The sequence below is a fragment of the Fangia hongkongensis FSC776 = DSM 21703 genome (genome assembly GCF_000379445.1).
GTDB lineage: Bacteria > Pseudomonadota > Gammaproteobacteria > Francisellales > Francisellaceae > Fangia > Fangia hongkongensis.
Window position 1 is genome coordinate 183523 of the sequence record NZ_KB902239.1, and the last position, 24530, is coordinate 208052.

Genomic DNA, 24530 nt, shown 5'->3' on the forward strand with positions numbered 1-24530 from the left:
GATAGTATAGTGTTATCAAAAGATAGTAATCAGTATAGCTGAAGATAGTGCTTGATGGGCGAGAGGATAAATGAATATTCGTTATAGAGGTATGCTTTTAGTTTATACAAGCATAATCACAGCAACGATAATCACCATTGCAATATAGATGTATTGTAATGGCTTCATCGGTAAAACATAGGTGAGTCTGGAGCCAATAATTGCACCGATGATGCTCGGAATAATCGCTGTTAGAAAAATGCTAAAGTTGAGATAACCTAGGTTATGCGGTGGGAGATGATCGGCATGAAGTCCAAATATAATCGTTAAAATCCCCATTATAAAAGACAGGGTTAATGTGATAATTGTTGAGGCGCCAATGGCATTTTTAATTGCTAAACCATAGCGAATAAAAAAGGGTACAAAAAATGCAGAAACGCCTGATAACATGGTGCAAAGACCAGCAATTCCAGCTAATAGTATTTTTTGTGTTTGACCGACATCTGCTTGTTTTGTTGGGGAAAATTGGCGCTTTATCATCCATATCGCAATGAGAAAAAGCACAATAGCAAAAAAGAGTTTCAGTTTGGCACTTGGAATGAGCGTCATTAAATAAACGCCAATAATAGCGCCGATTAAAATATAAATAAATGTTTCTTTAAGTGGCCTTGCTTGAACATGTGAATATTTTATTTGTTTCTTAGAGGCAAATAGCCCAATGAAAATACTAGAGGCAAAACAAGTAGAGATTGCTACTTGCATTAAATGTTCACTGTGTGGGTAGTAATAAGAAAGGACAGCGAAAAATCCAGGGACAAAAATAATGCCAGAGCCACCGCCAAACAGTCCTGAGATAATACCACCTGCTAAGGCGATGAGTATAATTAATAATATAAATGTAAGCATAAAAGAGGTTACTGCATTTAAATTACTCTGATTATAGCTGAAGATATTGCTTGTGGTGTAGATAACTTTAGTGTTTATGGCAAATAAACGATATGATATTTTGAAGATTATCTGGATAGAGGCGTTATTGTGAAATTATTGAAAAAACTAGAGCTTCCGGCGTTAATTCTTGGACCTTCCATTATCGGCACATGGCTTATTTTTGTTGTTCATCATGCCTATGATAAAATGTGATGTTATAGCTTAAGGCTTAATTGTTTATTTTCTTTTTCTGATAACTGCACTCCGATCCCTAAGAGGCGAATTGGATGAGCTGTTCTTGTAATAATCATTGGCAGCAATAATGAAAAATACTCTAATGAAGCCTCATGTGCCTGTCTTGTGAGCGTGTATTTATTGAATTTATTATCGGTGATTTTGAGGACTAAGCTTGAGATACATAAGGCTTGTGCATTACTGATCCGTGTGAGTAATTTTGGATACAGTTTACCAAGTGCGGTTTGACAGGCTTCAAGGCTGTTTAAATCTGAGCTGAAAGTTTGTTCAACTGAAATAGATTTTCGCATTCGACTTGGATTGACCACTCTCTTATCCATTCCTCGGCAATAATAATATAAGCTATTACCAAACTTACCAAAGTGTGCCTGAAGGGTAGAGAGTGAGAGTTTTTGTAATTGATGACAATACTCAATGTTAAGTGAGCTCAGCTTCTTTTTTGTTGCGTGACCGACACCAAATAATTTGCTAACAGGAAGATGGTGTATAAAAGTATCTATCTCTTTGGGTCTGATTGTATAAAGTCCATTTGGTTTATTGAGGTCACTTGCAATTTTTGCCAAAAGTTTATTGGGAGCAATGCCTGCTGAAGCTGTGAGCTGAGTTTCTGTAAAGATTTGATGTTTGATTTCCTTGGCAATGAGCGTTGCGCTATTTTGATGTAAATTCACGTCAGTCACATCCAAATAGGCTTCATCTAAGGATAAAGGCTCAACGATAGGGGTGATCTTATAAAATATCTGGCGAATAATTGTCGAGGCGGCTTTGTATTTTTGCATATTGGTGGGCAGAACAATAAGGTGCGGACACTTCTCTTTGGCAAGTTTTGTTGGCATCGCTGAGTGGAGTCCATAGTCTCTTGCAATATAGTTACAAGTTGCTAAAACGCCTCTATTTTCACTGCCGCCAACTGCAACAGGTTGCCCTTTTAGTTTAGGATTGTCTCGTTCTTCCACTTGCGCATAAAAATAGTCTAAATCGATATGAATAATTTTTTGGACCATAAAGAAAGATAAAAGTATACAAGCCTAAGATTAGTTTAGCTTGTTTTTAATCTTGAGGGTAGGCAAAGAAGTTAAACATTAAAGCGAAAGACAATAACATCGCCATCATGAACAATATACTCTTTGCCTTCAAGTCTGGCTTTTCCAGCTTCTTTTGCTGCTTTATCACCGTTGTAATCGATATAATCACCATAAGCAATGACTTCAGCACGAATAAAGCCGCGCTCAAAATCTGTGTGAATTTTGCCAGCAGCTTGTGGGGCGCTTGCACCAACAGGAATCGTCCATGCGCGCACCTCTTTTACACCTGCTGTAAAATAAGTTTGTAAGTTTAAAAGCTCATATCCAGCGCGAATAACACGATTAAGCCCCGGCTCAGATAGACCAATATCTTCCAAAAACTCAAGCTTTTCTTCTTCGTCAAGCTCAGCAATTTCAGCTTCAATGGCAGCGCAAACAGCAACAACATTTGCATTGTCCTCTTTTGCAAATGCGCATACTTTTTCTAGAAGGGGGTTATTATCAAAGCCATTTTCATCAACATTGGCAATATATAATGTTGGCTTATTCGTTAAAAGAGGTGTTTGTTTAATCCAAATGGATTGCTCTTCAGTATACTCAAAGCTCCTAGCAGGCTTTTCTTCCTCTAAGTGTGTTTTAAGTGATTGGTACATCTCGAGCTGTGATTTTGCTTCTTTATTGCCACTTTTTGCTATTTTTTGTAAGCGCAAGATGCTCTTTTCTACTGATTCAATATCAGCTAATAGAAGCTCAGTATTAATCGTTTGAATATCATCGATTGGGTTAACTGTGCCTGAAACATGGACGACATCGTCATTTTCAAAGCAGCGCACAACATGGGCGATGGCATCGGTTTCACGAATATTTGCTAAAAACTTATTACCAAGACCTTCCCCTTTGGAGGCGCCAGCAACAAGCCCTGCAATATCAACAAACTCCATGGTCGCAGGGATGATTTTTTGTGGGGATACAATGCCAGCTAAAGCATCAAGCCTTTGATCAGGAACCGATACAATGCCTACATTAGGCTCGATTGTACAAAAAGGATAGTTCTCTGCTTGAATGCCAGCTTTAGTTAAGGCATTAAAAAGCGTAGACTTTCCGACATTAGGCAGTCCAACAATACCACATTTAAAACCCATAAATAGATTCCTTATGTCTTTTAAGTTTTCTTTCGATGTAATTGATTCATTACACCTTGATGTTTGAAGAGTATTATATCGTCTAGATAAGAAATAGCACGATCTATGGCATGGTCGATTTCAATTTTATCCTCGATCGGTGGTTTGCCAAGTACATAAGAGATGACTTTATTTCTATCTCCTGGGTGATCAATACCTATTCTCATGCGAAAAAAATCACGTGACCCAAGTGCGCGTTCAATATCTCTAAGCCCATTATGTCCGCCATGTCCACCTGATTGTTTCAAACGGATATCCCCAGCAGGTAAATCAAGCTCATCATGTGCAACGAGAATTTCATGTGCAGCAATTTTATAAAAATTGGCAATCGCACCAACAGCCAATCCACTTTTATTCATAAAGGTATTTGGGTAGAGTAGATAAAGCTTGTGAGAGTAATGGTTGATGGTTGCAACTTTGCCATGAAACTTGTTATTAAGGTTCATGGGAGTGTTAAATTTATCAGCAATTGTTTCGACAAACCACTCACCTGCGTTATGGCGTGTTCCAAGGTATTCATTGCCAATATTTCCAAGACCAACAATAAGGCGAATTTGAGACATAATATTTCTTTTTGCTATGTTTAGATTTAAGAGACGATGTTTATTTTATTTGATTCAAGTTAGGTGTGCAAATTAAACGCATAAAAAAACCAAGGCTTGCCTTGGTTTTGATAATCTATTAAGCTTTAGTTTTACTTAGATGCGTACAAAGTCAGCATGAAGTAATTTTGGCTTAAATGGGTGTCTTTGTAGCGCTTTAATTTTTACGCTTTCACTTTTACCTTCAACATCAATTGTTAAATCAGCTGTGAAGAATGTTTTATTTTCAGTTGCGTGAAGCAGTTTATCATGCTCAAGTGAAATAGTAACGGGTGCTTGATCTTTACCGTAAATAATAGCAGGAACCTTTCCTGCTTTACGTAGGCGGCGGCTCGCACCGGTACCTGTATCAGCTTTAGCGTCAGCTTTAAATGTAAATTCTGTCATAGTTATATCCTCTAAATTAATCATTTTCCAGCTATAAGTTATGCGACCCTAACCTATAACAAGAAGGGGATTGTAGCAAATAGCCAAAAGAAAGTTAATAAAAAGGTGGTTTATTTTTTGCTTTTTTGACCAATTTTGCTTTCAGTGCCTTGAATTAGGCGCTGAATATTTTGGTAATGACGTAAAATCACAATAATTGCCATGATTAAAAATGGAATTGCAGTGGTGATATTGAATAGCAAAATCGTGCTTAATGCCGATAAAAGCGTTGCGATTAATGCTGACAGGGATGAGTATTTAGTGATTAATGCACAAAGTAGCCAGATAATCAGAAAGATAACGCCAACCAGCCAATAAAACCCGAGCATAACACCGATGAGTGTTGCAACCCCTTTTCCACCTTTGAAGCCGAAGAATATTGGGAAAATGTGACCTAATACTGCTAAAAGTGCGACATAGCCAATTTCAAGGTGTGTTAAACCGATTCCATGAGCGATAATGACAGGAATAAAGCCTTTCAATGCATCACCGATAAGGGTGATTGCTGCTGCTTTTTTACCACCTAAGCGAAGAACATTTGTGGCGCCTGGGTTCCCTGAACCAATACTACGTGGAGAGGGTAAACGAAGTGCATGGCAGGTGAGAATTGCACTATTAATAGAGCCAAATAGATAGCCAATAATTAACATTAAAATAAACATGATAAATAAAGAGGTGTCCTTTTCTACTGAATGCACATAAGTGTCCGAAGTTTGGGAATTGATGTCAAGGGCTTTAGTTTGTCAGAGCAACAACCATTGAAATTTAACACAATTAATTTTTATACCAAAAATAAGTTTACAGTGCTTTTTGTTGAGGTTAAGCTATTTGAGCTGGAGTAAGATTTAGACTAGCAAAGTCCGCAGTCTAAATGTTACTAATTGATCATGATGTATTTTCATTCTGTATCAATTAACAGGTAAGGAGAAATGCAGTAATTGCTTTTTATATAAAGCAGGGGAGCTTGATTCTTTGTGAAAAGGGAGATAGTAAGGACATTAATTTGTCTTAATATATATTACGCCAAATCAATAATTAATTTTTAATAATAAGATTAATTATCAAGTTTGTGGACTGAGTTTATAAAAATAAAGGAGAGCATTAGAAGTGAAGAAGATAACAGGAGTTGTAGCTTTAGTAGCAATATCAATAGGTAGCGCATTTTCAGCTACATCAAGTGAAAATAATAAGCCTTATGTAATGGCATATTATCCAAACTATGTTGGGTATATGAATAACAATACCATTAGTAGCAGTATGGCGGTAGCAGGTCATCCAATTGCTGTGCCTTCTTATGTTATTCCGGGTGTAACTGAAGGTTATCCTGCAGTTGATAATAACACGATAGTAATACAGCACCAATCTACAGAGAATAAACACTTGATGAGTGCAGTGGAAGGCCTCAGTGCTTTAGCATATGGCTTTTTCCAGCCTCAAAGTGATGGAACCATTCGATTTAATGATTCTTGGTCAGACTTTAAAAACTCGGACTTAAAGAGTAATGGGCTTTGTGGTGAGAGTGAGGCTAAGTCATTAAAGTTGTGCTATAGAGATGGAAAACAGCCGTTTAGTAGAGGGGCGCAATCAGATCAGCAATGCTGGGGTAATGTCTGTTATGGTGGGTTTGATGCATTCATAAAACTCAATAATAGTCATAAAAGCTTGCAACATTATATTTCTATAGGAGGATGGACCTATCGTAATATAATGGATGATCTGGTTGCTGAAAATAATAATATTCAGACAAAAAACATAAATAACTTCCTTAAGAGTCTCAGCTATCTAAAAAGTCGTGGTGTACAAGGTGTAGATTTGGATATTGAGTTTGATAATAGTGGAGAGGGGTATCAAACAAGCCTGATATTTAAGGCCTTAGCAGAGAACCAAATCGTGCAAAAAATCAAAGCTATGGGCTTACAGTTGTCAATTACAATTCAGTCAAACCCTAAGTTGCTGCGCGGCATAATAAGTAATGGCTGGCTGTTATCATGGTTTAATCAAGGGCTAGATCATTTAAATTTGATGACATATGATTTTCATGGGGCGTTTGACGGTGTAGGAGCAAGCACAGGTTTTCACTCTAGTCTCTTTGCTTTGCCTAATAGCCCCTATGGGAAAAATGAGTTTTCTGTCAACAAGGCGGCTGAGGCGTTGTCAAGTTTAACTAAGGAGCAAAGATCAAAAGTTAACATTGGCATTCCTTCATATGCACGTTCAGCATTAACACATATTTCAAATGAGAATAATGGACTATTTCAAAAGATTACAACACAAACACAAATTGTACCCGGAGACCTTGACTCAACTTACTGTGATACTTCATTAACACCTAGTAATCCAGCATTACAGTGTAGTGGAACTTTCTCATATATTTATATTCTAAATAATATGTTAACACCCAATGGTCCTTTTATGTCAAAAGATTGGACCTATACAGATCCTAAAACTGGGAAAACTTATAATATTGGTAGCACTTTATATGCAAATACGTGGAGAGCTACTACTGCGAAGCTGATTTATGCAGGAGATCAGCCTACTGCTGTTGACGTATCTAGCAATAACAAGAAAACATATGATGATGTTTTTATGAGTTACATATCGGCAAAAGATGCACATTCTTATGGTGAGTATGTAAAAGATAAGGGGTTAGAAGGTGCGATTATCTGGACGGTTAATGATGATGTTAGTTATCAAGATAGAACTAATTCACTTATGTATAACTTTGAACAAGGCTATATTGGAGCTAGCCCTGTTGTGACACCTTCTATTATATGGGCATCTGGAGGTGCTCCTAGTTCAGCAAACTTAAAAGGTGGAAAGTTTACAGCAGATGCAACGCTTAAAAATGCGTCTGAAGATGATCGTATTATTTATAGTTGCAAAGATAAAACGAGTACTAGCGCCTCATGTGCAATATCAAATGCAGGTCAATTTACATTGTCAGGCGCTGCGATAAATGACCAGATCATTATAACGGCGCAAGATAGCCTAATGCAAACTGAAAAAGTTGAAAGTGCTCCCATTATTGTGCAAGGTTCGAGGCCAACTCAAAAAGTGCAAGTTTCAGTATATGGAACCATTCAATACTATCATATCATTGGTAAGTCTATAACCTCAATGAACTGGTATACAACTTATAACCTTGGGGAAATAAATCTAAATGAAAACCCTGTTCAAATTGATGCATGGAATGATGGTTGGATGCTTAAAAATGTTATTAGTTGCCCTTTGCCAGAGTCAGGTGCAACAAGTATTTCTTATTTAGTGAGTGGGACATTAAATGCTGTAACATGCTCAATCAAACATGGTTAACTCTGTGTTTAGCTGAAATAAAGTAAGATAAAATAAAATAAAATAAGCATTAAGGAGAAAAATGAAAAAGTTACCTTTATGTATAATGATCGCTGGATGTGCTGTGTCTTCAGTATGGGCAAACTATGAACTAACGGTCACAAATAAGAGTGTCGTTCCGCTTATTATTGCACCTCAAGGGCAAAGTAAGATCAGTGTGCCGGTAGGTAAAACAACAGCATTGTCGCTATCTACAGGGAGAAATGTGGCAATAGAGTATCAAGAATCCGGTTATCAGCCACAAAATATGGCCTATTTACATAGACCCACAACAACCTTTGGTGTTGCGGGAACGCCATTTGCAACGTCAGCTCCGGGGCGCCAGAGTTTAAGCGTTGATATCAATAACGGGAAGGGCAAGTTTATTACAGGTCCCGGTAATAAACTAAGTGGTATTTGTAGAGCCGATGGTGCAGGATTTTGGTGTCCAACAAACACTTCAGATAATGGCGGCGCTTTGCGTTTAACTGTAAGTGGTGGTAAGAAGCCAGCTCCTGTTGCAAATTATGTTACACCGACCTATCCAGATCAAAATAATGAAGTGAAAACCTGGCAATCGGGTGTTCAATATGGCAGTTGGAATCCGGGTAATTTGTTCTCAAGAGTTAAGTATAATGGTAAAGAATGGGTGTGCTGTTCATGGATTACTGATCCTAGCAAAACACCTGAAGAGGTCAATAAAACACAACAGTGGAAAGTTTGGGAAGTTTTTAATCCAAATCAAAATGTTTGCCACTAACGTGTGAACTTTAATAACAGTGGGTTATGATCAGAGATTTTTTCACTGTCAATTGCAGTAGATAGCGTGCAGTTAAGGTTACGATAAAGCACTAAATCTAAAGGATGTTTGGCAAAACGTTTAATGTGATGTGCATCAGAAAACTCAGCTTGTTTGAGTCCAAGTGCTTGACAGAAATCTTGAATCAAAAAATTCCTTCGCTTATTCCAGCAATTAAAATCTCCGGCAATAATAACAGGGACATGGGGGTGGAACTGTAAATAGCTATAAAGCTGATGAATCTCTTCAGCATAAACCTTTGCATTTTTAAAGTTAATGGCATGGACATTAATGATAATAAGGGGTGTGTGATCTTTGAAATAATAGTGACTGGCTAATGATGATTTATGGGTTTTAAATAAGAACTCGGTCTTTTTTGAAAGAATTTGTTCGGCATATTGTGTGGTAATGTTACTGGCTGTCAATACGCCATAAGCATGTGAGCGAAGTTGTAAATTTGCAGCAAAATGCATGGAAAAATCAAGCAAAGGAAAGGCGCTGGTATCTGTGTATTTTGCTTCCTGCAGACAGTAGAATTTCACCGCACAGCTTTGATTAATCTTTTGAATAAAATGATTAAATTTGTCAGGGTTTTTATGGTTGATTTTATAAATGTTCCAGCTCAATAGGGTAAATTCTTCTGGCACAAATTGATATGAGGGATTTGATGAGCAGGTTTGTATAATATTTTTTGGTCGTAACATAGGCTCTACAGGTTATAATTATAAAAGTGGCGCTAATAATTTTACCACAGTTTCACCAAAACCTCTGATTTTGGAGGGCGTTTCTAGGCGATGTTCGGCGCCAATAAGAAAACCTTGCATCCAATTGGAGATATCGCGCACAATAGATTGATCATAGGCGAAGGTGACAATTTCATAGTTTAAAAAGAGGCTTCGATTATCCAAGTTAACCGAGCCTAGCATGACAGCTTTATCATCAAATAGTACGGCTTTTGCATGGATCATTTGTTTGTCAAATAAAACAATATCAACACCGATATTCTGTAACTGGCGCATAAATCCACTTCGTGCTAAATCAGCGATTAAATGATTTGAGACTTTGGGTGTGATAAGCTTCACATCAACGCCGCGATAATAAGCAATTTGAAGTGCTTCTAATAGAGAGTCCGATGGGACAAAATAGGGAGTTACAATCCAGATACGCTTTGTGGCAGCATAAATGCCAGCAATAAGTGAGTCATACAATGCATCGCTTGGAATGTCGGGCCCTGAAGGAACAACTTGTAATAAACTCTCACCATAATGGGATTCACGCTGCATTGAGGACATGTGAGCAATATGCTCCTTGGCTGAGTATTCCCAATCAGAAGTGAAGATATTATGAAAGTGGCAGACAGCATGACCTTGAATTAGAAATAAAAGATCATCCCAGCGTTTTGCATTTTTTGTGGGTCCTAAGTATTCATCTCCCAAATTCATTCCACCTGTTAAAACACTTTCATCGTCAAATAAATAGATTTTTCTGTGATTACGATAATTAATGTAGTTACGAAAAGGCATTTGAATAATAGGCATAAAAAATACCACTTTGGCTCCTGCCTCTTTAAGTGGTTTAAAGATACGTTGATAGAAAAAATATACTTTCCATGAACCAAGTGCGTCAATAAGCAACTTAACTGTTACGCCTTGTTGTGCTTTTGTTGTCAATGCCTTTAAAATGTTTGCAGTGACATCATCATTTTGAAAGACATAAGTGCTAATATAGATGGTGTCTTTTGCATTATTGATCTGAGTCATTAGCGCTTCATAAGCACTAATTCCATTGGTATATAAACTAAAGTCATTATTGCGTGTAGGCTTTGGAATGTGTTGATTAATCAATACAGTACGAATGGGATAGGGGCGACTTTCATCGACATGATCAATTTTCCTCAGGGTAAATTGTCCTTTATGTCGTCTTCTTTTTCGTTTTCGAATGCCAAAGATAAAGTAAAAAGGCACAGCAACATAAGGAATTAATAAAATAGCCAGAATCCATGCCATCATGCCGGTAGGCTTTTGTTTTTCAGCAACCATGCGGATTACAACCAGTAGAATAAGAATTTCACATATAAGAATAATGGTGTGTATTTCAAGAAAATTAAATATGCTCATTGAGATCCTTTTGCATATATTAAAATTACATTTTTATCATATCATTCATACGCTTAATTGTAGTAGAAAATCTCTAAATATCTTAGCAGTGCTATGAAAAATCGTTACAATAGTAAAAGATCAATTCAAAAGGGCAGCTCCTTTGAAAAAGACAGCAATTGTGCTTGTTAATTTAGGCTCTCCTAGTGCGCCGGAGAAAAAGGAAGTAAAAGAGTTTTTACTTGAGTTTTTATCAGATAGGCGAGTTATTATGCGCCAAGGATTACTTTGGCAGATGATACTGCGTGGAGTGATTTTGAATATACGACCTAAAAAGTCTTCAAAAGCCTATAAGAAAATTTGGTTGGATGATGGCTCGCCGCTGAGTGTTTATACAAAATCGTTAACAGATAAGCTGGCAGATCAGCTAACAGATGAGCACGTCAGTATCTCTTATGCCATGCGTTATGGTGAGCCAAGTATTCAAAATACGCTTTCAAAAATCATGCAAGAAGGCTGTGAGCGACTGATTGTGCTACCGCTTTATCCTCAGTACTCTTTGACGACTACCGCAAGTGTTTTTGATGCGGTATATGACTTCTTTAAAAAAGCCTCTTATATTCCTGAGCTTTGTATGATTTCAGATTATCATGATAAAGCGTGTTATATCGATGCAATCTGCCAATCTATTTTAGACTTTCAACAGCACAAAGGGCGGGTTGATAAGCTGATATTCTCTTATCATGGGCTGCCACAAAGTTATATCGAAAAGGGTGATCTTTATTATGATCAGTGCTGTCATACAACGCAAAAAATTGCTCAACGACTCCAGTTGCAAGAAAGTGAATATATCATGTGTTTCCAATCTCGTTTTGGTGTGGAGAAATGGCTTATGCCTTATACATTAGAGACACTTCAAAGTTTACCAGAAAAAGCTGTAAAGTCCGTTCAAGTTATCTGCCCAGGCTTTGCAGTGGATTGTCTAGAGACATTAGAGGAAATTGCAATTGAGAATAAAAATGCCTTTCTAGCTGCTGGGGGGGCATCTTTTGAGTATATTGATTGCCTTAATAATACCCCTGCACATATTAAAGTGATGAGTGAGATATTATCAGCGTATGTTTGATCTTCATATTCCTTAGACTGACGCCATTTTGGATGGGTGAATTATTTGCTATGATCGGTGCCTTTAATATCATAAATGTTCATTCAACCACGGAGGTGTAATTCGCTATGAAATTAAAATTAATCGGGATGGCAGCATCTATGCTCGCCAGTAGCACAGTGTTTGCTGTGCCTTCTATGTGTAGTAATCCTGTTTCTGAAAAACTCTCAATTAATGATGTTCAAGCGCAAGCTAGATATGAGCAGTTGATGTTAGCTAACATCGCAACAAGCAATCATCTAACTGTGCAAGGAGAAGTGTTTAACACGCTTCCTGGGATGATTGTTGCTGCGCAGTCAAATTATAACCCTGATTATGCCTACCATTGGGCAAGGGATGCTGGGCTTACGATGTTGGCGGTAAATGATCTAGCTAAACAAAACTTTAGTAAATACCAAAGCTATTTGGATAATTATATTAACTGGTCTTCGCATATCAATACACTATCGCCAGTAAATTACAGTTGCGAAAATGAGGCCTGTCCCGTACTTGGGGAGCCAAAGTTTAACCTTGATGGTAGTATATACACTGGTCCATGGGGGCGAAATCAAAATGATGGTCCGGCAATAAGAGCAGTTGCATTGATGCAAATCTTGGATAATTATGCAAAGAATAATAAGACTCCTAAAGGTTATGACAACATTGATGCGGTGTTTAGAGAAGTCATTGAGCCAAATTTGAATTACGTGGCAAGTAACTGGCAAAGCCCAACATTTGATTTGTGGGAAGAGGTTAAAGGGATGCACTTTTTCACCCTGATGACGCAGTACACATCTTTAATTTTGGCTGATCAGTTTGCTAAAGCACACAATATATCGATACATCAAAATTACGATCAAATAGCCCAAGAGATTAAGAAATATCTTGAAGATCATTTTTATTATACTGGGAGTGGGTATACCTATCATTATGCTCGAGTGAATACATTAACAGCATTAGATATCCCAACTAAAGCAAACTGGAACTACTTTGATCAAAATAAGCATGCTTGGATGAATATTTCTATCATATTGGCAATTGCCTTTGAGCAGAAGTATCTCTCTAAGAAAGATCTCATTTGGTCATTATCTTCAGATGCAACTTTAAATACCGCCTATGAAACAATCAATTATTATGCTGATAAGAACGTTAACTCTCCAACGAATCTTGCAGCATATGGCGGTCCAAATATAGGAAGATATCCTGCTGATGTCTATGGTGGTACAGCGGGTGATCAAGCTGGGGCATGGTTTTTAGCAACAACAGTCATGTCGCGAGTATATTTACAGGTGGCAAGTGAGATTAATCAAGGAGCATTAACATCAATAAATAGCATTAATGTAAAGTTCTTTAACCAAGCAATTACGCTGTATCGCGCTATTACAGGAGATAGCTCCATGCAAATGCTCAAAGCTGGTGATAGCGTGAATAAAAAACTTGCCTCGGTGATGATGAGTTTGGCTGATAATATGCTTTATGCCAACCAAAGACATGGCAAACAGCCTTGTGGTTTTGGTAATTTCTCTGCTTGTAATTTGTCAGAACAGTATAATTTTTCAACTGGAGTTGAGCAAAGTGTCTCCGATTTGACTTGGAGTTATGCTGAGGTATTAAGAGCACTTCAACAAAGAAATAAGATCTGCTCTTAACTCTTATGTGCTAAATTCTCTGAGCCAAGCAATTTCCTATTGTGTTTGGCTTTTTATCTTGATAACAAGTTGCTATAGTTTTTAGGTAACAATCGATTAAGGAAATATACGATGAAGAAATTACTATGTGGTGCGAGCATGATTGCATTTGGCGCTTTGAGTCTATGTAATAGCGCATTTGCGAATGCAGCGCCAACCCAAAAGGCAACGGCAAAAAGTGCACTTAATAAAGAGGCACTTAAATCACCGGTTGGATATTGGCTTCAATATAGTGATAATGGCAAAGGCCAATCGATTATTGAAGTGTATAAAGGCAAAGATGGAAAGCTTGCGGGCAAAATCATTGTGCCATTTGTTAATATTGTTGATGATAAAGTTGAAGTCCCAGATGTTTCTTGTAAAAACTGTGGTAGTGGCGATGAAAATGGCTACAAATACGATTATACCAAGATGCCTGCAAATCAGGTTCAGGGACTTAAAATGATGTGGAGCTTTACAAAAGATGATGATGGAAGTGACAGCGAAGGACCTACTTATGATGATGGCTCTATTTTAGATCCATCAAGCGGGAAGGTGTATAGCTGTAAAATGTACACTACAAATAACGGCAAAAAACTCAATGTCAGAGGGTATATTGGTTTTTCTTTATTTGGACGTACCCAGACTTGGTATCGCATTGACAACACCATGGCTAAAAAGTATGTAGCACTTTGTGGGCTTACTGCAAAAGGGAGCTATCCATATGCAGATAAAACAGGAAAAATCATCAATAAAGCGCTATGGGAAGAGTGCTCTAATGTCAGCATTAAATAAGTTTTTTGTTATTTTTCAGAAAAAAAGCAAATTAATGGTTGTCTTTTAGCCGAGCACTTGATAGTTTGAATGATGTAAAGGTTAAATTTTAAAAGAGAGTTTTAAATGAATCAACGCAGTCACCTAATCAGCCTAATTCTGATTATTCTGGTCGTCATCGGACGACAGGAAGGTGCGTGGCTGTAAGTTTTAAAGCCTAAGAGAAAACCCGCATCTTCCGCCAAAGATGCGGGTTTTTTTTTAGCAAAAAAAGAGGGAAGTGTAGATGCAGATGACAGGTGCAAGTGCGATTATCCAATCGCTAATAGATGAACAGGCTGAGTGTATATTTGGCTATCCTGGGGGGGCAATCATGCCAACCTATGATGCCCTTTATCATAAGCGTGAGGACATAAAACATGTGCTTGTGCGTCATGAGCAGGCAGCGGTGCACGCAGCTGTAGGTTATGCAAGAGCAACGCACAAGGTGGGTGTGGCAATGGCAACCTCAGGGCCTGGGGCAACCAACTTAATTACGGGTATTACCGATGCGCTGATTGACTCTGTTCCGATTGTTTGTATCACAGGTCAGGTGTTTAGTGAACTTCTGGGGACAGATGCTTTTCAAGAGGCTGATATTATTGGCATGACAGTCACTTCAACTAAGTGGAATTATCAAATTACCGACCCTCAAGAGATTCCAAAAGTATTCAAAAAAGCCTTTGAAATTGCAAGAAGTGGACGTCCCGGACCGGTGTTAATCGATATTACAAAAGATGCTCAAGTTGGCTTGATGGAATATGTTAAAGCCAAAGCAAATACCCAAGAGAAAAAATGGTTGAAAAAACCGGTTTTAAATATGAATCAGATTCATAAGGCATCTGAGATAATTAATGGCGCTAAAAAGCCAATTATTATTGCTGGACACGGTGTTATGATCTCTGAGGCTGAAGAGATTTTGTTAAAAATTGCTGAAAAGTCAAATATTCCTGTTGTTAGTACACTGTTAGGATTATCTACTTTTTCTGTAGGCCATCCACTTTATAAGGGTATGCTGGGCATGCATGGTAACTATGCGGCAAATCTTTTATGTAATGAAGCAGATGTTGTTTTAGCTGTTGGCATGCGCTTTGATGATAGGGTGACAGGCAAGCTTGATGCCTATTTACCACATGCCAAGATTATACATATTGAAATTGATCAGGCTGAAATTGATAAGAATGTTAAGGCAACCATTGGCATACATGCTGATGCAAAAGAAGCTTTAACCGTTCTTTTCCCTTATATCAGACAGCAAAACTATCTCAATTGGCACACGAACTTCAGCGAGCTGAAGCAAAAAGAATATGATCAGGTAATTCATAAAGAGAGCTACCCAGAAAGTGGTCTGATAAAAATGGCTGAGGTCATCAGAAGAATCTCCGAGAAGACAAAAGGTAAAGCGGTTATTGTCACAGATGTTGGTCAACATCAAATGATTGCAGCAAGATACTATCAATTTGAAAACACAAAAGCACATATTACTTCGGGAGGACTCGGTACAATGGGTTTTGCGCTTCCTGCTGCGATTGGTGCTAAACTTGGTGTGCAGGATGTTAAAGAAGTTATTGCCATTGCAGGGGATGGTGGCTTTCAAATGAATATTCAAGAGCTTGCAGTACTTAAACAGGAAAACATTGCGGTTAAAGTGATTATTCTAAATAATGGCTATTTGGGGATGGTGAGACAGTGGCAGGAGCTGTTCTTTGAAGAGCGCTACTCATTTACTGAGATTAGTGCACCGGATTTTGTCAAAGTGGCTGAAGCTTATGGTGTAAAAGGAGAGCATGTTTTTGAGCGCGACACGCTGGATCAGGCTTTGGATAATCTTTTTGCTGCAAAAGAGTCTTATGTGTTAGAAATTGCAGTTGAACAGCAGGAAAATGTTTTTCCAATGGTTCCTGCAGGTGCATCAATTAGTGAAACAAAATTAAGTGTAGAGGGGTGAGAGAATGAAAGAGACAATTTATTTTATATCAATGACAACTGAAAATGCACTTTGTGTGTTACAACGTATTGCATCTGTTTTTTCAAGACATCGTATTAACATTGAACAAATGAATGTGTTTGAAACGGCAAATAAGGGCGTTTCACATTTCTCGCTTGTATTGCACTCAAATGAAGAAAAGATTCAAAAAGTTGTTAAGCAGCTAGATAAGGTTATTGAAGTGATGGATATTACTATCTCAAATCGAATTCAAATGAGTGATGTGGCAAAAGAGACAGAAAAGATGAAAACACTAAAGGCGGTCGCATAGGTTTATTCAATGTATCAACTAATTGACTTCAAAACAAAACAAACAGTAACAACAGATGATTTTGTATTCGCAGGGGAAGATACGCCTTGGGAAGTAAAAATGGATCTGGAAAAAATCAAGCGCAGAATTAATCTTGATTATTTTACACAAGCAGCGCCTTGTTTATCAAAATACTTACCACTTATGCCCATTCAGGAGCCTGCTAATTTTGTCTCTTTAAGAGAAAGTGCAACGCCACTTGTAAGAAGCAAAGTGATTGGTAAGGCGCTTGGTATTGATTTATATTTCAAAGTTGAGGGGAAAAATCCAACTGGCTCATTTAAAGATAGAGGCTCAGCAGTTGATATTACCTTAGCAAAAGAAATGGGTGCAAAAGGGATTGTGCTCGCTTCAACTGGGAATATGGCTGCCTCTTGTTCATGTTATGCTGCAGCGGCAAAAATGCCTTGTTTTATTATCGTGCCAGAGGGAGTGTCTATGTCAAAATTGGCACAGGTTATCTCCTTTGGTGGCAAGATTATTCAAGTAAAAGGTAGTTATAATGATGCTGCCGATCTTGCCTATAAGATTGCAAAATCTAAAAAGTTTTTCTTGGCTGGAGATTATGCTTTTCGTGTTGAAGGGCAAAAGACAGCTGCCTTTGAAATTATTGATCAAATGCTCTTTCAAGTTCCAGATGAAGTGGTTGTTCCTGTCGGTTGTGGTACCAATTTAACGGCTTATCGAAAAGGCTTTGAAGAATATCAAGCACTTGGCTTGATTGAAAAAAATCCTCGCCTTGTTGGCGTACAGGCAACAGGTGCGGATACCTTAGAGCGCGCCTTTAGTAATAATGAAAAAGAAATTAAGCCACTTAAAAGTGCCAATACTTCGGCAACGGCTATTGCTGTCCCTTATCCAATCGATGGAGATAAAGCGTTGGATGCGATTTATCAAAGTGGTGGTGAGGCCGTTTCAGTAAGTGATACTGAAATGCTTTCAGCACAATATGAGCTTTCTACTCAAGAAGGGCTCTTTGTTGAAAATGCATCAGCAGCAACGGTAGCGTATTTATTTAAAAAACACAAAGCAGGTAAACTGCCTCAAGGCAAAAAAGTTGTTTGTGTTTTATCAGGAGAAGGGTTAAAAGACCCTTCTGTTGTTTTAAAAGCAGCAATTCAACCGCCGATTATTTATCCGAATGAAGCTGATTTTGACAAGCTTTATAACAATAACTTCTTTGACAATAAAACCATGGTGTTTATTGAACAGAATGAAGTGATTTTTGCAAGTGTGCCAACGGTTCAAGAAGTAAAAGATAAGCTGATTGAGCTATTTGAAGCAAAGTATGACGATGATTTTATTGTTAAAGTACATCAAAGTATTCGCCACTTCCTTGGTAAGGGAAAGTCAATTACCGTGTCAGATTTGCAGGATATTGTCCAAGATGCAAGAGAAATGGTCGATCATGGCGCGAAAGATGCGCTTAAAGTCATTTCATTTAAAGTGGCAACTGCAAAAGATGGTATTGCTGAGGCAGAGGTCACAGTTGAGCGTGATGGACAGTTGTATTTTGCTTCAGATGAAGGTGTTGGTCCTGTTGACGCTATCATTAAAGCATTGACAAAAGCATGTCCAGGGGAAGTCAGTTATAAGCTGACAGATTATAAAGTACAAATTCGTGGGCAAGGAGCTGATGCGGTGGTGTATGTTGAGCTTAAGATGCTAAAAAGTGGACTGCCATCAGTTGGAAAGGCCATTTCACCTGATATTATTCAAGCATCAGTAGAGGCATTTATTGATGCATATAATATTCGTAGATAGTTTGAAGCTTGGCATATAAATCTGTATGCTAAATGAGCGTTATTTGTAGTAAGCATTAATTCAGAGGTTTTATTAAATGACAACAAAGAATAAATTAAATCGCTATAGTTCATCATTGACACAGGTCAAGTCCCAAGGTGCTTCACAAGCGATGCTTTATGGCACAGGCATGAATGAAGCAGATATGGATAAAGCGCAGGTGGGTATTGCCAGTGTGTGGTATGAAGGGAATACTTGTAATATGCATCTTAATACCTTAGCGCAGTTTGTTAAAACAAGCGTGCAAAGAGAAGAGATGGTTGGAATGCGTTTTAATACCATTGGTGTTAGTGATGGCATTTCAATGGGAACAGATGGAATGAGTTTTTCATTGCAATCACGCGATTTAATTGCAGATTCTATTGAGACAGTGATGTCTGCACATTGGTATGATGCACAGGTCTCCATTCCGGGTTGTGATAAAAATATGCCAGGATGCATGATTGCGCTTGGTCGGTTAAATCGCCCGGGTCTTGTCGTTTATGGTGGAACCATTCAAGCAGGTGTTGTCAGAGGAAAGCCTGTTGATATTGTGAGCGCATTTCAAAGTTATGGCGCTTGCCTATCTGGTAGTATTACTGAAGCGGAAAGAAAAGAGACGATTAAAAAAGCCTGCCCCGGCGCGGGTGCTTGTGGCGGTATGTATACTGCCAATACAATGGCCTGTGCAATTGAAGCGATGGGTATGAGTTTGCCTTATAGCTCATCCACCCCTGCAACCGATCCTAAGAAAATCGAAGAGTGTGATCAGGTTGGTAAAGCTATTAAAAAGCTTTTAGAGCTTGATTTGAAGCCACGTGATATCATGACAAAAGAAGCTTTTGAAAATGCGATGGTGGTGATCACTGCAATGGGCGGATCAACCAATGCAGTTTTACATTTAATTGCTATTGCTCACTCAGTGGGGGTGAAATTAACACTCAATGATTTTCAAAAAGTCAGTGATAAAGTGCCTCTTTTGGCTGATTTTAAGCCAAGTGGAAAATATGTAATGGCTGATTTACATGCCATTGGTGGTACACCCGCTGTGATGAAAATGCTCTTAAAAGAAGGGCTTTTGCATGGGCAGTGCATGACTGTTACAGGAAAAACTTTACAAGAGAATCTACAAGAAGCAAAAGATTTACCAGAGAATAATGATATTATTCACTCACTTGACAATCCGCTTAAGAAAACAGGCCATTTACAAATCTTAACAGGCAATCTTGCAACAGAAGGCTCTGTTGCCAAAATTACTGGTAAAGAAGGCGAGATTTTCACAGGGACAGCAAATGTGTTTGACCAAGAAGAAGCACTAGTTGAAGCGGTTGAAGCGGGTAAGGTTCAAAAAGGTGATGTCATTGTCATTCGCTATGAAGGACCAAAAGGTGGCCCGGGTATGCCGGAGATGTTAAAACCCACTTCACTTATTATGGGTGCGGGATTAGGTAAAGATGTCGCGCTTATTACAGATGGACGCTTCTCTGGAGGGTCACATGGTTTCATCGTTGGTCATATCGCCCCTGAAGCACAAGTCGGTGGGAATATTGCGCTTGTCGAAAATGGCGATAAGATCACCATAGATGCAAAAAATAATACCATTGATGTGCATGTGTCAGATGAGCTATTGGCTAAAAGGCGTGCAAAATGGCAAGCCCCTGAGCTAAAAGCAAAACAGGGCACCTTAAGAAAATATATCAAGACGGTTTCTTCTGCCTCAGAGGGCTGTGTGACAGATGCATAATTGAAGTGTTTATACCCATTGTAAAATGATTTACGATGGGTATAAACACTAATATCAAAATATAGCTATCTACTTTTTAGTAGCATCAAGCCCCGAGTAACTTAAAATATCGTGCAAAAAAGGAATGCTCAAATTAGCAATTTTATACAAAGCTTGTAGTGAGTACAGGCCAAGTTTGCTTTTGATTGAGTCGCAATAATAATATGCAGTTCTTTTTGGAATTTTCATATGTATCGCAATTTGATTAATATCACAATCTTGACCTAATAATGCTAAGCACATAAGCTCCTTTTTTGTGAGAGTCTCAAGCCCATTTTGTACTAAGCCAATTTTAAGTAAAAATCGGCTGATATGACTGACATCAAAGTAAAAGATATTATCTATTTCGACAGGAGCCAGCCACTTTGCCATTCCAAAGATTTTCAAGTCAAGAAGGGCACTGGGCTCAGGCTCTAACAGTATGCTGTTTTCGGCTTCAATTTGCCTAGCAAGTCGCATAATCTTTTGTCCAAATTGCTCAGAGATCACAATTTCAGTAGGTGAGTTAAATACATAGGTAATATAAGAGTGATCATTGAGTTTAATAATACAGTAGACCATAAACTCAAACTTGCCAATTTCACGAATGATCTTTAAACTCTCTGGTTTTTTGACATAAATCGTACTATCTAAATAGATGCCCGGGTGAATATATGAGGGATGCTTAATAATTTCAGACAGTTGATGCATATTATGTTGTGCGTATTGGCGATAAGTCTCCTTGCTGGCACTAGAGATCATTGAAAACATGCCATCTTCTTGTACATATAGTCGCCAAAACTTATTAAATCCAAACTTATCGATATAGTTATGATATTTTTGATGTAGAACATTATGGCAATGCTTGGAATGTTTAAAAAATGAAAGCATATTTTCCGGCAGTATAAAACTATTTTGGTTCATAGTTCTGTCCTTTATTAACTGGAGTGTTTTACATGACTTTTGTTAGATTTTTGAGGATTTAAAGTAATTGCTGTCATATCAATGTCATTGAGCAAAGTAAAGGAAACTTGCTTTGCTGTTAATAATAAAAGCAATTAATCAACTTGAGTTATCAGAGCAGCATATATTCTCTGAGATATGATTTCAGGTCACTGACTTTATCGACACTAAAGCGTGATTTGAGGCGGTTGAGATAATTATAGATACTGCGCTCAGTCATGTTAAGCTTTTGAGCAAGCTCTTTATAACTCCAGCTTTGCATAAACTCTAATAGAAAATCTTTTTCCTTAGGGTTTAGACAGATATGTGAGATTAAGTTTTTTTCAAGGCGCTGATGGCGCTGAATGGTCGAAATGACTTTGCTTTTTTTATATAAATGCCAGCCCAATAGATCTGACATATTAACAAGCTTTTGCTGGTAAATTATAGAGTGGTTGTTTTCTAAATTTTGAATGTAACAAAGAAGCACCTGATAGAGATTTTCATAGGCAATTAGCTTTGATGAGCTGCCAAAGAAGTAGATATCAAGCACATCTTGATCTTTTCTAAGCCAGACGGCAGAGCTGATGCAGTTAAATAATTGATTGTGTGTATGATGTGCATCATTATCATAGAGCTGACTCAAAGGGCAAAGATAATCACCATCTTGAATGTATATAGGGTGGGTAAATGCATGAAAATGCTGAAAAAGTTTATGCTCAAAAAAAGTGTTTTGTGCTGCAATGTCCTCTGTGAGCAAAAACATTTCATGTTTATCGTTAAGTCGAATTAAGTGAAAACTATCAATTTCAAGCAGTTGTAATGGCTCGATAACTTGGCGAATAAAATTGAAGTTTTTTAATGAGTATTCCATTAGCTGGTTCACCCCCACGTGCACTCCCCCTTATGCGGTCTCTTTCTAGATTTTTGATTATATATAAAGTATTAGGTTTACTTAAGTTCTCAGGTTGAATTCTCTGACTTTTACATTGTTCTTTCATGTTTTTACACTTTGAATCCAAAGTGTAGCAGAAATATTATTTGCTTGTCTTATATTGACAAGCAATTCTTACCCCATAAAAAAGGGGGTTGTATCACCATTGGATAGAAGGGTAGAGTTATTTTAAGAGTAAATGGAGGATATGTTATGAAGATATTTGTTGTATTAATGGGGTTTTTGCTATTACATTGTAGTGCTTTTGCAAGTGAGAATGTTAACGGTGTAGTCAATGTAACACCAAAAAGTTTTGACCCAGAGAGCTGGTTGTCAACCAAAGAACCATACCCATATGATAATGTTCCTATAAGGGAAATGGTGATTCCTATGAGTCATGACTCAGGAAGTTTTTCGATAAAATCTCTAGAGCCTGTTGATAAGTCAGCGGTGACACAAAATTTAAACTTTGTGTCACAACTTAATAAAGGATATAGAGCTTTTGACTTTAGGCTAATATATCAAAATAATGAAATGAAGTTCACACATGCGTCAATTTATGGTGAGCCCGAAAATCTAGGTTTGAAAAACATTAAAAATTGGCTGAACAGGCATCCAGATCAAATAATATTTATTTATGTGCAGCAAATTAAAGGAGGGGATAAGGCAAATTTACTTGGGATACAAAATATTATAGATACTTTGGGGAAAAGTGAAATATTTGAAAGGGGGTTTTTACAGTCGAATAAGGACGGTAGTGCTTTTACCTTGAATGATATCAAATATTTTCATCAGAATACAGGTGGGCATGAACAAGTGTTTTTAATTACAACAAGAGGTGTTGCAAATACAATACCAAGTCTGTCTCATTATCTGTTTATTGCGGGCAGAAGTGATGATGAAAATTCAGATTTTTATGAGTATCAACCACATGATACTGATGACAATGGTATTCTTTTCCAAACAATGCAGCAAAAAATTCATGGGACTAATGGATATCATGTCCCATATCAAAAAGACTTTGGTTCTTATATTAGATTTGAAAATACTCCAACTGTTAGTGATACTGCACAAATCATCTCATGCCCACTCTGTATGGCGGGGACTCCCTCTGATATGCTGCACTGGGGAATGGAAACAAATAAGTATTTACCTTCATTTTTAAGGCGTAGCTTGCAAGCTTATTTACAAGGAAAGGTAAATATAAACTTTATTAGTGTAGATGCAGCGGGAACACTATATATTGCTGATAATAATGCAACCATTGATTTTTCTTTTCTCGCATATTTAATGGATATCGCAAAATCTAAGATACTTTTAGGGCAGTCATCAGACTCAGTGATGAAATCATTTTTAAAAGATTGGCCGCACACATTTCTAGTTGTATCAAAGCCAGAAAGTCCCATTTTTAAAGAAGGTGATGTTGACAGGAGTGGGCAAGTAAGGTTTACGGTTAAGGCTAATGATGGCTCAGTGATATTGCAAAATAGAGTGTCTATAAATCATGCATATGCAGTCTCGTCAGCGTTATATTTTGGCAAGGGATACAGTATTAGTTTTCAAGGGTCTGCACCAGATAAAAGTTGGGAAGATTTAAGAGACAAAAATGGAAATATTTCTTTTACTATAGATGATTTATTTAATAATAATGCAGTTACCACTATTCATTCACATGCATGGTTGCATATTTTTTCGCATAGGTGGTTTGCTGAATCTACTAAAAATGAGCCATGGGTTTATTCTGATAGCTATGCTCATCATATTCCAGACGATAAACAATGGTTAGCAGGAGAATCTTAAATGAATAATGATTATTTATCTATTAGGTATTGTTAGAAAGAATAAAATAGAGCAGGCTGTAAACTCACCCATGCGCCAATCACTAAAAAAGGCGCAAAGCCAATGGCTGAGTGTGTTTTTTTTGCGGGGTGTAGAAAATAGTAAATGTAAGTTAAAAGTAGCAATATGCCTGCAATCAAAAGTATTGGTCCAATAACTTGCCAGCCAAACCACGCACCAAATGCAGCCATAAGTTTGGCATCGCCAAGACCGAGTCCTTCTTTTTTTGTAAATAAATGATACAAAGCATTAATGGTATAAAGCAATAAATAACCAGATATAGCACCAGTGACAGCAAATGTAATTGGGCTAAAGGTATTGTGTAAATTAATCGCGAGTCCAATCCACATAAGACTAATGCTCATCGAGTCAAAGATATACTGGTGATCAAGATCAATCCAAGCAATGCTAAGCGTATAAACAGCAAAAATCATCAATAAAGTAAGTTTAAATCCAGAGGGGTAATGTATCGCACCCATAAGCATGTAGAGCTCCAAAAGAGCAAAATTAAGATAGATTCGTTTTCGAATGGAAGGTGTAAAAAAATGGCGTTTAAATTTAAGATTTGTTTTAATAGGGGCTTTAATACGTAAGCTTGGTCGGTAGTTTCTTACAATATCAAACGACTGTTCAATCCATGACAATTGAACAAAGCGTGGATAACGATCACTAAAGTAGCTAATACCTATGGCAAGGAAAATGTTAATTAAAAAAAGTGTAAGGATCATAT

Annotated in this window: 21 protein-coding genes; 10 read left to right on the top strand and 11 right to left on the bottom strand. The window is 37.6% G+C overall.

Annotation, left to right across the window (positions count from 1 at the left end):
* Positions 1-102 precede the first annotated feature (102 nt).
* From A37Q_RS0100930 to plsY, 6 genes are all read right to left on the bottom strand, one after another.
* Positions 103-885, bottom strand: coding sequence for a sulfite exporter TauE/SafE family protein (locus tag A37Q_RS0100930; protein WP_018298382.1), 783 nt, complete (start codon positions 883-885; stop codon positions 103-105).
* 236 nt (positions 886-1121) lie between these two features.
* Positions 1122-2165 (bottom strand): DNA polymerase IV, encoded by a 1044-nt coding sequence (gene dinB / locus A37Q_RS0100940; protein ID WP_018298384.1) that lies wholly within the window; start codon positions 2163-2165, stop codon positions 1122-1124.
* A 71-nt stretch (positions 2166-2236) separates the two neighbouring features.
* Positions 2237-3328 carry a redox-regulated ATPase YchF gene (gene ychF, locus A37Q_RS0100945; protein ID WP_018298385.1) on the bottom strand — a complete coding sequence of 364 codons (1092 nt, stop codon included), beginning with the start codon at positions 3326-3328 and terminating at the stop codon, positions 2237-2239.
* A gap of 20 nt (positions 3329-3348) precedes the next feature.
* On the bottom strand, positions 3349-3930 hold the full coding sequence (pth, locus tag A37Q_RS0100950; protein ID WP_018298386.1) for an aminoacyl-tRNA hydrolase: 582 nt from the start codon (positions 3928-3930) through the stop codon (positions 3349-3351).
* A gap of 135 nt (positions 3931-4065) precedes the next feature.
* On the bottom strand, positions 4066-4356 hold the full coding sequence (gene rplY / locus A37Q_RS0100955; RefSeq protein WP_018298387.1) for a 50S ribosomal protein L25: 291 nt from the start codon (positions 4354-4356) through the stop codon (positions 4066-4068).
* Positions 4357-4466: 110 nt separating this feature from the next.
* Positions 4467-5057: a glycerol-3-phosphate 1-O-acyltransferase PlsY gene (gene plsY / locus A37Q_RS0100960; protein WP_018298388.1), complete on the bottom strand. Its 591-nt coding sequence runs from the start codon at positions 5055-5057 to the stop codon at positions 4467-4469.
* A 445-nt stretch (positions 5058-5502) separates the two neighbouring features.
* Between plsY and A37Q_RS0100970 the strand changes: the two genes are divergently transcribed.
* Complete coding sequence (locus tag A37Q_RS0100970) at positions 5503-7707, top strand: glycosyl hydrolase family 18 protein (protein WP_018298390.1); 2205 nt, start codon at positions 5503-5505, stop codon at positions 7705-7707.
* A gap of 61 nt (positions 7708-7768) precedes the next feature.
* Positions 7769-8485 (top strand): hypothetical protein, encoded by a 717-nt coding sequence (locus tag A37Q_RS0100975; protein ID WP_018298391.1) that lies wholly within the window; start codon positions 7769-7771, stop codon positions 8483-8485.
* Here A37Q_RS0100975 and A37Q_RS0100980 read toward each other — a convergent pair.
* Positions 8482-9228, bottom strand: coding sequence for an endonuclease/exonuclease/phosphatase family protein (locus tag A37Q_RS0100980; RefSeq protein WP_018298392.1), 747 nt, complete (start codon positions 9226-9228; stop codon positions 8482-8484). The genes A37Q_RS0100975 and A37Q_RS0100980 overlap by 4 nt on opposite strands.
* Before the next feature lie 18 nt (positions 9229-9246).
* Positions 9247-10641, bottom strand: a complete 1395-nt coding sequence (locus tag A37Q_RS0100985) for a phospholipase D-like domain-containing protein (protein ID WP_018298393.1) — start codon at positions 10639-10641, stop codon at positions 9247-9249.
* 142 nt (positions 10642-10783) lie between these two features.
* Here A37Q_RS0100985 and hemH point away from each other — a divergent pair, with 142 nt between their 5' ends.
* From hemH to ilvD, 7 genes are all read left to right on the top strand, one after another.
* Positions 10784-11746, top strand: a complete 963-nt coding sequence (gene hemH, locus A37Q_RS0100990) for a ferrochelatase (RefSeq protein ID WP_018298394.1) — start codon at positions 10784-10786, stop codon at positions 11744-11746.
* Between the two features lie 107 nt (positions 11747-11853).
* Positions 11854-13413, top strand: coding sequence for a glycoside hydrolase family 15 protein (locus tag A37Q_RS0100995; RefSeq protein WP_018298395.1), 1560 nt, complete (start codon positions 11854-11856; stop codon positions 13411-13413).
* A gap of 111 nt (positions 13414-13524) precedes the next feature.
* Entirely contained in the window at positions 13525-14226 is a 702-nt protein-coding gene (locus tag A37Q_RS14295; protein WP_018298396.1) for a DUF2147 domain-containing protein, read from the top strand.
* Between the two features lie 265 nt (positions 14227-14491).
* On the top strand, positions 14492-16192 hold the full coding sequence (gene ilvB, locus A37Q_RS0101005; protein ID WP_018298397.1) for a biosynthetic-type acetolactate synthase large subunit: 1701 nt from the start codon (positions 14492-14494) through the stop codon (positions 16190-16192).
* Positions 16193-16196: 4 nt separating this feature from the next.
* A complete protein-coding gene (locus A37Q_RS0101010; protein ID WP_018298398.1) occupies positions 16197-16502 on the top strand; it encodes an acetolactate synthase small subunit in 306 nt (101 codons plus the stop codon).
* 9 nt (positions 16503-16511) lie between these two features.
* The gene (thrC, locus tag A37Q_RS0101015) at positions 16512-18305 is read left to right on the top strand and encodes a threonine synthase (RefSeq protein WP_018298399.1); all 1794 of its coding nucleotides are present in this window, start codon (positions 16512-16514) and stop codon (positions 18303-18305) included.
* Positions 18306-18381: 76 nt separating this feature from the next.
* Complete coding sequence (ilvD, locus tag A37Q_RS0101020) at positions 18382-20067, top strand: dihydroxy-acid dehydratase (protein ID WP_018298400.1); 1686 nt, start codon at positions 18382-18384, stop codon at positions 20065-20067.
* Between the two features lie 69 nt (positions 20068-20136).
* Here ilvD and A37Q_RS0101025 read toward each other — a convergent pair whose 3' ends face one another.
* Both A37Q_RS0101025 and A37Q_RS0101030 read right to left on the bottom strand, forming a co-directional pair.
* Positions 20137-21009 carry a helix-turn-helix transcriptional regulator gene (locus tag A37Q_RS0101025; protein ID WP_018298401.1) on the bottom strand — a complete coding sequence of 291 codons (873 nt, stop codon included), beginning with the start codon at positions 21007-21009 and terminating at the stop codon, positions 20137-20139.
* Between the two features lie 151 nt (positions 21010-21160).
* Positions 21161-21901, bottom strand: coding sequence for an HTH domain-containing protein (locus A37Q_RS0101030; protein WP_026196438.1), 741 nt, complete (start codon positions 21899-21901; stop codon positions 21161-21163).
* A gap of 390 nt (positions 21902-22291) precedes the next feature.
* Here A37Q_RS0101030 and A37Q_RS0101035 point away from each other — a divergent pair, with 390 nt between their 5' ends.
* The gene (locus A37Q_RS0101035; RefSeq protein WP_154648595.1) at positions 22292-23761 is read left to right on the top strand and encodes a phosphatidylinositol-specific phospholipase C domain-containing protein; all 1470 of its coding nucleotides are present in this window, start codon (positions 22292-22294) and stop codon (positions 23759-23761) included.
* A gap of 32 nt (positions 23762-23793) precedes the next feature.
* Here A37Q_RS0101035 and A37Q_RS15705 read toward each other — a convergent pair whose 3' ends face one another.
* Positions 23794-24528, bottom strand: a complete 735-nt coding sequence (locus tag A37Q_RS15705) for a prepilin peptidase (protein WP_169710219.1) — start codon at positions 24526-24528, stop codon at positions 23794-23796.
* Between the last annotated feature and the right edge of the window lie 2 nt (positions 24529-24530).